Annotated in this window: 6 protein-coding genes; all 6 read left to right on the top strand. The window is 61.0% G+C overall.

All coding sequences use genetic code 11. The features are described from left to right. Window positions 1-117: 117 nt before the first annotated feature. Window positions 118-1,434, top strand: coding sequence for an MdtA/MuxA family multidrug efflux RND transporter periplasmic adaptor subunit (locus tag AC07N8_RS00335; RefSeq protein ID WP_483842139.1), 1,317 nt, complete (start codon window positions 118-120; stop codon window positions 1,432-1,434). Continuing rightward, window positions 1,431-4,535, top strand: a complete 3,105-nt coding sequence (locus AC07N8_RS00330) for an MdtB/MuxB family multidrug efflux RND transporter permease subunit (RefSeq protein WP_483842138.1) — start codon at window positions 1,431-1,433, stop codon at window positions 4,533-4,535. Before AC07N8_RS00335 ends, AC07N8_RS00330 begins: the two co-directional genes overlap by 4 nt. After that, entirely contained in the window at window positions 4,532-7,639 is a 3,108-nt protein-coding gene (locus AC07N8_RS00325; protein ID WP_493144760.1) for an efflux RND transporter permease subunit, read from the top strand. Before AC07N8_RS00330 ends, AC07N8_RS00325 begins: the two co-directional genes overlap by 4 nt. Further along, the gene (locus AC07N8_RS00320; RefSeq protein WP_493144758.1) at window positions 7,636-9,117 is read left to right on the top strand and encodes an efflux transporter outer membrane subunit; all 1,482 of its coding nucleotides are present in this window, start codon (window positions 7,636-7,638) and stop codon (window positions 9,115-9,117) included. Before AC07N8_RS00325 ends, AC07N8_RS00320 begins: the two co-directional genes overlap by 4 nt. A gap of 244 nt (window positions 9,118-9,361) precedes the next feature. Beyond that, window positions 9,362-11,443, top strand: coding sequence for a putative bifunctional diguanylate cyclase/phosphodiesterase (locus tag AC07N8_RS00315; protein WP_493144756.1), 2,082 nt, complete (start codon window positions 9,362-9,364; stop codon window positions 11,441-11,443). Window positions 11,444-11,560: 117 nt separating this feature from the next. Then, window positions 11,561-12,307, top strand: a complete 747-nt coding sequence (locus AC07N8_RS00310) for an SDR family oxidoreductase (protein ID WP_483842134.1) — start codon at window positions 11,561-11,563, stop codon at window positions 12,305-12,307. Window positions 12,308-12,373: the final 66 nt, after the last annotated feature.

Below are 12,373 nucleotides of genomic sequence, written 5' to 3'. Positions count from 1 at the left end.
TGTCTTGCCCAAACATCCTGTTACGTAAGCCGAAGGTAAATTGCCGGTAAAGCCGCTTTGCTTAATAGCCGCCAGTGCTTATCGTTCAGCCTCATGTAAAACAAGCCCACGCGCCCAATGGTTGATCATTCAATGCAATCCTCCGCTTCCCGTAGTCCTCGTCGCTGGCTGTTCGGCCTGCTTGTCCTGTTGGTCATCGCTGGCGTGTGCTGGAAATTCTGGCCCACCGGTGCTGCTCACAAGGAGGGCGCAGGGCAGAAAGCCGTGGCCGGTCATACCGGCAGGTCGGGGGGAATGCGCCCGGGTTTCGGCGGGGCAACCGGTCCGGTGCCTGTGCGCGTGGCGCCTGCGGTCAAGGGTGACTTCCCGCTGTACTACAAGGCGTTGGGCACCGTTACCGCGCTGAACACCATCAACGTGCGCAGCCGTGTGGGCGGCGAGTTGACCAAGGTGGCGTTCGAGGAAGGGCAAATGGTCAAGGCTGGCGATTTGCTGGCTGAAATCGACCCACGTCCGTACCAGAATGCCTTGCTCCAGGCCGAAGGCACGTTGCTGCAGAACCAGGCACAACTGAAAAACGCCCAGGTCGATGTCGAGCGTTATCGCGGGCTGTTCAAGGAAGACAGTATCGCCAAGCAAACCCTGGACACTGCCGAAGCTTTGGTCGGTCAGTACCTGGGCACCGTCAAGACCAATCAGGCGGCGGTCAACGACGCCAAGCTCAATCTCGAATTCACCAGGATCCGCGCGCCGATTACCGGGCGTGTCGGTTTGCGTCAGCTCGACGTCGGCAACCTGGTCGCCGCCAACGACACCACGGCGCTGGCGATCATCACCCAGACCCAACCGATCAGCGTCGCCTTCACCTTGCCGGAAAACAACCTTGATGTGGTATTGGCCCGCTATCGCACTGGCGCCAAACTGCCCGCCGAAGCCTGGGACCGTAGCGACACCAAACTGCAGGCCACCGGCGTCTTGCAGAGCCTGGACAACCAGATCGACACCACCACCGGCACCCTGAAATTCAAGGCGCGCTACGAGAACCGCGATCAAACCCTGTTCCCTAATCAGTTCGTCAACGTCCACTTGCTGGCCGACACCCTCAAGGGTGTGGTGCTCGCACCGTCGGCTGCGATTCAGTTCGGCACCAACGGCACCTTCGCCTATGCGCTGGACGGCGACAAGAAGGTCACTATCCGTCAGTTGAAAGTCGGCGCCAGCGATGGCACGAATACGGTGATCACCGAAGGCCTGGCGCCCGGCGATCGTGTGGTACTGGAGGGCACCGACCGCTTGAAGGAAGGCAGCGAAGTCGAAGTGGTCAATAACCCCGACGACGTACCGACTACCCCGACCGGGCACCTGCAAGGCAAGTCGGCGGCGAACGCCACTGAGCCGGCCGCTGCCGACAAGGCGAAAAAGGGCGGCGCATGAACATCTCGCGGCTGTTCATCCTCCGTCCGGTCGCCACGACCCTGAGCATGCTGGCCATTGTATTGGCCGGTTTGATCGCCTACCGGTTGCTGCCGGTGTCAGCGTTGCCCCAGGTCGATTACCCGACGATCCGCGTGATGACGCTCTATCCCGGCGCCAGCCCGGATGTCATGACCAGCGCGGTTACCGCGCCACTGGAGCGCCAGTTCGGGCAAATGCCCGGCCTGACCCAGATGGCGTCGACCAGTTCGGGCGGCGCGTCGGTGCTGACCTTGCGGTTCAGCCTCGACATCAACATGGACGTCGCCGAACAGCAGGTACAAGCCGCGATCAACGCGGCGACCAATTTGCTGCCCAAGGACCTGCCCGCACCGCCGGTGTACAACAAGGTCAACCCGGCGGACACCCCGGTGCTGACCCTGGCCATTACCTCCAAAACCATGTTGTTGCCCAAGCTCAATGACCTGGTCGACACGCGCATGGCGCAGAAAATCGCCCAGATCAGCGGTGTCGGCATGGTCAGCATTGCCGGCGGCCAACGCCAGGCGGTGCGGATCAAGGTCAATCCCGAAGCCCTGGCGGCCAATGGTCTGAACCTCTCGGACGTGCGCACGCTGATCGGTGCTTCCAACGTCAACCAGCCCAAGGGCAACTTCGACGGCCCGACCCGGGTGTCGATGCTGGATGCCAACGATCAACTGACGTCGCCCAAGGACTACGCCAACCTGATCCTGGCCTATGCCAACGGCGCGCCGTTGCGGCTCAAGGACGTGGCAGAAATCGTCGACGGCGCGGAAAACGAACGCCTGGCGGCATGGGCCAATGAAAACCAGGCAGTGCTGCTGAACATCCAGCGCCAGCCGGGTGCCAACGTGATCGAGGTGGTCGACCGTATCAAGGCCTTGCTCCCGAGCATCACCGACAACCTGCCGGCCGGCCTCGACGTCACTGTACTGACCGACCGCACCCAGACCATTCGTGCCTCGGTCAAAGATGTCCAGCACGAGTTGCTGATCGCCATTGCCTTGGTGGTGATGGTGACATTCCTGTTTCTGCGCCGTGCCAGTGCGACGATCATTCCATCGATTGCCGTGCCGTTGTCGTTGATTGGTACGTTCGGCGTGATGTACCTCGCCGGGTTTTCGGTGAATAACCTGACCCTGATGGCCCTGACCATCGCCACCGGTTTTGTGGTGGACGATGCGATCGTGATGCTGGAGAACATTTCCAGGTTTATCGAAGAAGGGGACAGCCCCCTGAATGCCGCGCTCAAGGGCGCGAAGCAGATCGGTTTCACCCTGATTTCCCTGACCCTGTCGCTGATCGCGGTATTGATCCCGCTGCTGTTCATGGCCGACGTGGTAGGGCGCTTGTTCCGTGAGTTTGCGATTACGCTGGCGGTAGCGATCCTGATTTCGCTGGTGGTGTCCCTGACCCTGACGCCGATGATGTGCGCGCGGTTGCTCAAGCGTGAACCGAAGGAAGAAGAGCAGGGGCGTTTCTACCGGGCTAGCGGCGCGACAATCGACTGGATGATCGCGGCCTACGGGCGCAAATTGCAGTGGGTGCTCAAGCACCAGCCGCTGACCTTGCTGGTGGCCATCGGCACGCTGGCGTTGACCGTGTTCCTCTACATGGTGGTGCCCAAGGGCTTCTTCCCGGTGCAGGACACCGGGGTGATCCAGGGCATTTCCGAGGCGCCGCAGTCGATTTCCTTCGCCGCGATGAGCGAACGCCAGCAAGAGCTGGCCAAGGTAATCCTCGCCGACCCGGCGGTGGAAAGCCTGTCGTCCTACATCGGTGTCGACGGTGACAACTCCACACTCAACAGTGGTCGCCTGCTGATCAACCTCAAGTCCCACAGCAACCGTGACCTCAGCGCGACCGAGGTCATAGCTCGCCTGCAACCGGAACTGGACAAACTGGTCGGCATTCGCCTGTTCATGCAGCCGGTGCAGGACCTGACCATCGAAGACCGTGTCAGCCGCACGCAATACCAATTCAGCATGTCGTCACCGGACTCGGAATTGCTCACCTTGTGGAGCGGCCGCCTGGTCGATGCATTGTCCCATCGTCCAGAACTGACCGACGTTGCCAGCGACTTGCAGGACAAGGGTTTGCAGGTCTATCTGGTGATCGACCGCGATGCTGCTTCCCGGGTCGGGGTGTCAGTGTCGAACATTACCGATGCGCTTTACGATGCCTTCGGTCAGCGGCAGATTTCGACCATCTACACCCAGGCCAGCCAGTACCGCGTGGTTCTGCAATCGCAATCCGGGGAGAAAATCGGTCCGGATGCGCTGAACCAGATTCACGTGAAAACCACCGACGGCGGGCAGGTTCGCCTGTCCAGCCTGGCGCACATCGAAGAGCGCCAGGCGCAACTGGCCATTACTCACATCGGGCAGTTCCCGGCGGTGATGATGTCGTTCAACCTGGCGCCGGGTGTGGCGCTGGGGCATGCGGTCGAGATCATCGATCAGGTGCAGAAAGACATCGGCATGCCAATTGGCGTGCAGACCCAGTTCCAGGGTGCGGCCGAGGCGTTCCAGGCGTCGTTGTCGAGTACCTTGCTGCTGATTCTGGCGGCGGTGGTGACCATGTACATCGTGCTCGGCGTGCTGTACGAGAGCTATATCCACCCGATCACCATTCTCTCGACCTTGCCGTCTGCAGCAGTAGGCGCCTTGCTGGCGTTGATCCTGAGTGGCAACGATCTCGGCATGATCGCGATCATCGGCATCATTTTGCTGATCGGTATCGTGAAAAAGAACGCGATCATGATGATCGACTTCGCCCTCGACGCAGAACGCAATCAGGGCATGGACCCGGAAACCGCGATCTATCAAGCCGCGTTGCTGCGCTTCCGGCCGATTCTGATGACCACGCTGGCGGCGTTGTTTGGTGCGGTGCCGCTGATGCTGGCCACCGGTTCCGGCGCGGAATTGCGTCAGCCGCTGGGTCTGGTGATGGTCGGCGGGTTACTGGTGAGCCAGGTGCTGACCTTGTTCACCACGCCTGTCATCTATTTGTACTTCGACCGACTCGGCCGGCGTTGGGGCCACAAGTCTGACGCCGTGGAAGCGGTAGAACAGCCATGAACCTGTCCGGACCGTTCATCAAGCGCCCGGTCGCAACGATGTTGCTGAGCCTGGCGATCATGCTTCTGGGCGGCGTAAGTTTCGGTCTGTTGCCGGTATCGCCGTTGCCGCAGATGGATTTCCCTGTGATCGTGGTGCAGGCAAGCCTGCCCGGCGCGAGCCCCGAGGTCATGGCCTCGACCGTGGCCACACCGCTGGAGCGATCCTTCGGCGCCATCGCCGGGGTCAACACCATGAGCAGTCGTTCCAGCCAGGGCTCGACCCGGGTGATCCTGCAGTTTGACCTCGACCGCGACATCAACGGCGCAGCGCGGGAAGTGCAAGCGGCGATCAACGCCTCGCGCAACCTGCTGCCGAGCGGGATGCGCAGCATGCCGACCTACAAGAAGGTCAACCCGTCCCAAGCGCCGATCATGGTGCTGTCGCTGACGTCGGATGTGCTGGAAAAGGGTCAGCTTTACGATTTGGCCTCGACCATCCTGTCCCAGAGCCTGTCGCAGGTGCAGGGCGTGGGCGAAGTGCAGATCGGCGGCAGTTCGTTGCCGGCGGTGCGTATCGAGCTCGAACCGCAAGCCCTCAACCAGTACGGCGTGGCCCTCGACGATGTGCGCAACACCATTGCTAATGCCAACGTGCGCCGGCCGAAGGGCTCGGTCGAAGATGGCGAGCGGTTGTGGCAGGTCCAGGCCAACGATCAACTGGAAAAAGCCAAGGATTACGAGTCGCTGATCATCCACTACAACGGCGGCGCCGCCCTGCGCCTCAAGGATGTGGCTAAGGTCAGCGATGGCGTCGAGGACCGCTACAACAGCGGTTTCTTCAACGACGACGCGGCGGTGCTTCTGGTGATCAACCGTCAGGCCGGTGCCAACATCATCGAGACGGTCAATGAAATCAAGGCGCAGCTGCCGGCGTTGCAGGCGGTGCTGCCGGCCAGCGTCAAGCTGAACCTGGCGATGGACCGGTCACCGGTGATCAAGGCGACCCTGCATGAAGCGGAAATGACCTTGCTGATTGCCGTGACGCTGGTGATTCTGGTGGTGTTCCTGTTCCTCGGTAACTTCCGGGCCTCGCTGATCCCGACGCTGGCAGTGCCGGTGTCGCTGGTCGGCACCTTTGCGGTGATGTACCTCTACGGATTCTCGCTGAACAACCTGTCGCTGATGGCGCTGATCCTCGCCACCGGGCTAGTGGTCGACGATGCCATCGTGGTGCTGGAGAACATCTCCCGGCACATCGACGAAGGCGTGCCGCCGATGAAGGCCGCGTACCTCGGTGCACAGGAAGTCGGGTTTACCTTGCTGTCGATGAACGTCTCGCTGGTGGCGGTGTTCCTTTCGATCCTGTTCATGGGCGGGATCATCGAAAGCCTGTTCCGCGAGTTTTCCATCACCCTGGCCGCGTCCATCGTGGTGTCGCTGGTGGTCTCGCTGACCCTGACGCCGATGCTCTGTGCCCGTTGGCTGAAGCCGCACACGCCGGGTCAGGAAAACCGTTTACAGCGCTGGAGCCAGCGCGCCAACGAATGGATGGTCGGCAAATACGCGACCAGCCTCGACTGGGTATTGCGTCACCGTCGACTGACCTTGCTCAGTTTATTAGTGACAATCGGCGTTAACATTGCGCTGTATGTGGTTGTTCCTAAAACGTTTCTTCCGCAGCAAGACACCGGCCAGCTGATTGGTTTCGTGCGCGGTGACGACGGCCTTTCGTTCAATGTGATGCAGCCGAAGATGGAAACCTTCCGGCGTGCCGTGCTCAAGGACGACGCGGTGGAAAGCGTCGCGGGGTTCATCGGCGGCACGAACGGCACCAACAATGCCGTCATGATCGTGCGACTCAAACCGATCAAGGAACGCAGCATTTCCGCGCAGAAAGTCATCGAGCGCCTGCGCAAGGAAATGCCCAAGGTCCCCGGCGCACAGTTGATGCTGATGGCGGACCAGGACCTGCAATTTGGTGGTGGCCGCGAACAGACCTCGTCGCAGTACTCCTACATCCTGCAAAGCGGGGATCTGGGCGCATTGCGCGAGTGGTACCCGAAAGTCGTCACTGCGCTCAAGGCGTTGCCTGAGTTGACGGCAATTGACGCTCGGGAGGGTCGTGGTGCGCGGCAGGTCACGCTGATTGTCGATCGCGATCAGGCCAAGCGCCTGGGTGTCGACATGAGCATGGTCACGGCCGTACTGAACAACGCCTACAGCCAGCGGCAGATATCGACGATCTACGACAGCCTCAACCAGTATCAGGTGGTGATGGAAGTCGATCCGAAATACGCCCAGGACCCGGTGACGCTCAAGCAAGTGCAGGTGATCACCGCCGATGGCGCGCGGATTCCGTTGTCGACCATCGCTCACTACGAAAACAGCCTGGAAGACGATCGGGTCAGCCACGAAGGCCAGTTCGCCTCCGAAAGCCTGTCGTTCGACATGGCTGAGGGCGTGACGGTGGAGCAGGGCACCGCTGCCATCGAACGGGCGATTGCCAAGGTCGGTTTGCCTGAAGACGTGATCGCGAAAATGGCCGGCACCGCCGATGCGTTCGCCGCCACCCAAAAGAGCCAGCCGTGGATGATTCTCGGCGCGCTGGTGGCGGTTTATCTGGTGTTGGGTGTGCTGTATGAAAGCTACATCCATCCGCTGACCATTCTGTCGACCTTGCCGTCAGCCGGGGTCGGCGCGTTGCTCTCGATCTATGCACTGGGCGGCGAGTTCAGCCTGATCTCGTTGTTGGGACTGTTTCTGCTGATCGGCGTGGTGAAGAAAAACGCCATTCTGATGATCGACCTCGCGCTGCAACTCGAGCGCCATCAAGGCCTGGCACCGTTGGAGTCGATTCGCAGTGCCTGTCTGCAACGTTTGCGCCCGATCCTGATGACCACGCTGGCGGCGATCCTCGGTGCCGTGCCGTTGCTGCTGAGCCGGGCCGAAGGCGCGGAAATGCGCCAGCCACTGGGCCTGACCATCATCGGCGGGCTGATCTTCAGCCAGGTGTTGACCCTTTACACCACCCCGGTGGTTTACCTCTATCTCGACAAACTGCGCCATCGCTTCAATAAATGGCGTGGGGTGCGTACCGATGCTGCTCTGGAAACTCCGCTATGACTGACCGTTCGCTTATCAATCTGGCCGCCCCGCTGGCCGCCGCCCGAGGCTCGCGCCTGCTGAGCCTGGCGCTGTGCGTGGCGATGCTCAGCGCTTGTGCTGTCGGCCCGGACTATCAGCGCCCGCCAGCGGCTGCGCCGATGCAGTACAAGGAAGCGGCAGGCTGGCGTCAGGCCAGTCCAAGCGACTCTCTGGCGCGTGGCGCCTGGTGGGAGTTGTATGGCGATCGGCAGCTCAACGGTCTGATCGAGCAACTCAACCGCTCCAACCAGACGGTGGCCCAGTCCGAGGCCCAATACCGCCAGGCCCAGGCCTTGGTGCGCAGTGCGCGCGGGGCGTTTTTTCCGACAGTGGATTTGACCGTCGGCAAAAACCGCTCGAGCCAGGGCACCGGCAGCAGCAATTCGAGCCTGACCAGTTCTTCAAGCGGCATTCGTGACACGTACACGGCCCAGGCCGGCGTCAGTTGGGAAGCGGACGTGTGGGGCAAACTGCGCCGGGGCCTTGAAGCCGATACCGCCAATGCCCAGGCAAGTTTTGCCGACCTGGCCGCGATGCGCCTGAGCCAGCAGTCCGAGTTGGTGCAGAACTACCTGCAATTGCGGGTGATCGACGAACAGAAGCGCTTGCTGGAAGCGACGGTCGAGGCCTATCAGCGTTCACTGACCATGACTGAAAACCAATACCGTGCCGGCGTTTCCGGGCGGGACGCGGTGGCGCAGGCGCAAACTCAACTCAAAAGCACCCAGGCCGACATGGTTGACCTGATCTGGCAGCGCGCCCAGTTCGAGAACGCCATTGCCGTGTTGATCGGGCTGCCTCCGGCCGAATTCAGCCTGGCAGAAACCACCGCCATCCCGACCTTGCCTGAAGTGCCGGTGGGCCTGCCTTCGCAATTGCTGGAACGGCGTCCGGACATTGCCTCCGCCGAGCGCTCGGTGATGGCAGCCAACGCCAACATCGGCGTGGCCAAGGCCGCGTACTACCCGGATTTCACCCTGAGCCTGAACGGCGGGTATAGCAGCAGCACCTATTCCAACTGGATCAGCGTGCCCAACCGTTTCTGGTCGGTCGGCCCGCAACTGGCGATGACCTTGTTTGACGGTGGCCAGCGCTCGGCAGAAGTCGATCGTAGTGAAGCGGCCTACGACGAGACCGTGGCCAAGTACCGCCAGACCGTGCTCGATGGCTTCCGCGAAGTGGAAAACTACCTGGTACAGCTCAAGGTGCTGGAGCAAGAAGCCGGCGTGCGCCAGGAAGCACTGGAGGCAGCGCGTATCTCGTTGCGCCTGACCCAGAATCAGTACAAGGCCGGTTTGATTGCTTATCTGGATGTGGTGGTGGTTCAAGCTACGGCGTTGAACAACGAACGCAGCGTGCTGGATCTTTTGCAGAGCCGGTTGATTGCCAGTGTGCAATTGATCGCTGCGCTGGGCGGCGGTTGGGACGGGGCGTTGCAGGTCAGCGAAAACCAATAACACCATTCTTTGTGGTGAAGGGGTTGGTACGGCTGGTCGGGTTACCTGTGGCGAGGGAGCAAGCTCCCTCGCCACAGGTTTAGTGTCACGGCGTACCGATCCCATTTGGCATCAAACAAGCGTTTCATCGGGTTGATGGCCATTTGCTTATTTTGTCAGTGCGTTCTTTTACGCAATCAGTACAATCGCCCGCATTTGCCCCCCGAGTAAGAATGCTCTACGGCGGGCGCTCGCGAGATGTCTCATGCTGATCGGTAGCTATTCACCCACCCTGGTTATCATTTCGCTCTGTGTGGCGATTCTCGCGTCCTATACCGCGCTCGACCTGACCGGGCGAATTGCCACGGCCAAAGGCCGGGCGGTGCATTTGTGGACGGCGGGCGGTGCTTTTGCCATGGGTATTGGCGTGTGGTCGATGCACTTCATCGGGATGCTCGCGTTCAATTTGCCGATTGACCTGGGTTACGACCTCACGATCACCTTCCTGTCGCTGCTGACCGCCGTCCTCTCTTGCGGATTTGCCCTGTGGCTTGTCAGTCAGCCGAAGTTGCCGGCCTGGCAACTGGCGTTTGGCGCGCTGGTGATGGGTGCCGGGATCAGTGCGATGCACTACACCGGCATGGCCGCCATGCGCATGCAGCCGGGCATCGATTACGACCCGACTCTGTTTGGCACCTCGCTGCTGATCGCCGTGGGCGCTTCAGGCGCGGCACTCTGGATCGCCTTCCGTCTGCGTCAGCACACACCCTATGTCGGCCTGATCCGCGGTGGTGCGGCGATCATCATGGGCATCGCGATTGTTGGCATGCACTACACCGGCATGGCGGCAGCGCGTTTCCCGGACGGCAGTTTCTGTGGGGCGGCCGTCAGCGGCTTGAACGGCAAGGGCCTGGACAATCTGGTGCTGATTACCACGCTGGCGGTGCTGAGCATTGCCTTGCTGACGTCGGTGCTGGATGCACGTCTGGAAGCACGCACCGCTGACCTCGCACGCTCGCTGACCGAAGCCAACCGCGAACTGACGCAACTGGCCTTGCACGACCCCCTGACCGGTTTGCCCAATCGCGTATTGCTGGCCGATCGCATCGAACAGGCGATGTCCAAGGTCAAGGAGCAGGGCGGTTGTTTTGCGCTGATGTTCATCGATCTGGACGGTTTCAAACCGGTCAATGATGCCTTTGGCCACCACATGGGCGATCAGTTGCTGCGTGAAGTCGGCCTGCGCCTGCGGGAAGATTTGCGCAGCCAGGACACATTGGCCCGCATCGGCGGTGATGAATTTGTGCTGCTGGTGCGGCTCGCCGAGCCGGATGATGCGCTGAGCCTGGCGGCGCGCCAGGTCGGTTTGATTGCTCGTACGTTCCGGGTGGCCGAACATGACTTGCAGATTTCCGCCAGCGTCGGCATCGCGCTGTACCCAGGCAATGGACAGACCGCCCAAGACCTGCTGATGAACGCTGACGCCGCGATGTATCACGCCAAGGGTGCCGGGAAAAACGGCTACAGCTTCTTCGACGCCTCGATGAACAGCAACGCGCGCAAGCAGCTGCAATTGCTGCAAGACTTGCGCAATGCGCTGGAACAGAAACAGTTCAGCCTCTATTACCAGCCCAAGTTCGACGCGATCAATGGCCGGCCGGTGGGCGCCGAAGCACTGCTGCGTTGGGAGCATCCGACGCGGGGCATGATCCTGCCGGACACGTTTATCGATCTGGCGGAAAAAACCGGGCTGATCATTCCGATCGGCGAGTGGGTGCTCAACGAAGCCTGCCGCCAGATGCGCGAATGGTATGTGCTGGGCTACACCGACTGGCGGATCGCGGTGAACCTGTCGGCGTTGCAGTTCTGCCACGCCGGCCTGGTTCAGAGCGTGGCCAAGGCCCTGAGTACCCATCGGCTGCCGGCCAATAGCCTGACCCTGGAAATCACCGAAACCACCGCCATGAGCGATGCCGATGCGAGCATGACGGTGTTGCAGGAACTCTCGGCCATGGGCGTCGACCTGTCCATTGATGACTTCGGGACGGGTTATTCGAGCCTGATGTACCTCAAGCGCCTGCCGGCCAATGAGTTGAAGATCGACCGCGGTTTCGTCCGTGATCTGGAGCACGACATCGACGACGCCGCCATTGTCTCGGCGATCGTCGCGCTCGGTCAGGCGCTGGGCTTGCGAATCGTCGCTGAAGGGGTCGAAACCGGCGTGCAGCAAGACTTCCTGACCAAACTGGGATGTGATTCATTGCAGGGATATCTGCTCGGACACCCGTTGCCGGCCGACCGTTTCATGGTCGACATCCTGCGCGCAGAACAACTCACCACCGCCTGAGATCTTCACAGGTGTGCAACAGATGGGTGGTATCTGTTGATGTGAGCCCATGCAAAAGCCGGCAAGGGCGGTTATTCTTGACCCCGACTGCTTACGTAGGATTGGGAGAACGCTTACATGGACAAAGTCATCGTCATCACCGGTGGCGGCCGCGGCATTGGTGCCGCCACCGCCTTGCTGGCTGCCAAACAGGGCTATCGGATCTGTATCAACTACCAGTCTGACGAGTCCGCCGCGCAAAGTGTGCTGGAGCAAGTCCGCGCACTGGGCGCCCAAGCCATTGCGGTGCGCGCCGATGTCAGCATCGAAGATGAAGTGATCTCCATGTTCCACCGCGTGGACACCGAACTGGGCCGGGTCACGGCACTGGTGAACAACGCCGGGACCGTCGGGCACAAGTCCCGGGTCGACGAAATGTCCGAGTTCCGCATTCTCAAGATTCTCAAGACCAACGTGCTGGCGCCGATCCTCTGCGCCAAGCACGCGATTTTGCGCATGTCGCCCAAACACGGCGGGCAGGGCGGCAGCATCGTCAACGTGTCGTCGGTGGCCTCGCGTTTGGGCTCGCCCAACGAGTACGTGGATTACGCCGCATCAAAAGGTGCGCTGGACAGCTTCACCATTGGTTTGTCCAAGGAAGTGGCGGGTGAGGGCATTCGCGTCAACGCCGTGCGGCCGGGGTTTATCTTCACTGATTTCCATGCATTGAGCGGCGATCCGGACCGGGTCAGCAAGCTTGAGTCGGCGATTCCGATGGCTCGGGGTGGCAGGCCGGATGAAGTGGCGGAGGCGATTGTGTGGTTGCTGTCGGACAAGGCTTCTTATGCGACCGGGACTTTTGTTGATCTTGGTGGCGGGCGTTAATTCATAGCATTTGTATTGCCTGTACTGACCTCTTCGCGAGCAGGCTCGCTCCCACAGGTTTTGTGG

The sequence above is a fragment of the Pseudomonas sp. GW821-FHT10C09 genome (genome assembly GCF_059415465.1).
Note: the sequence above shows the minus strand (reverse complement) of the source record. Positions and strands in the feature narration are given on the sequence as shown.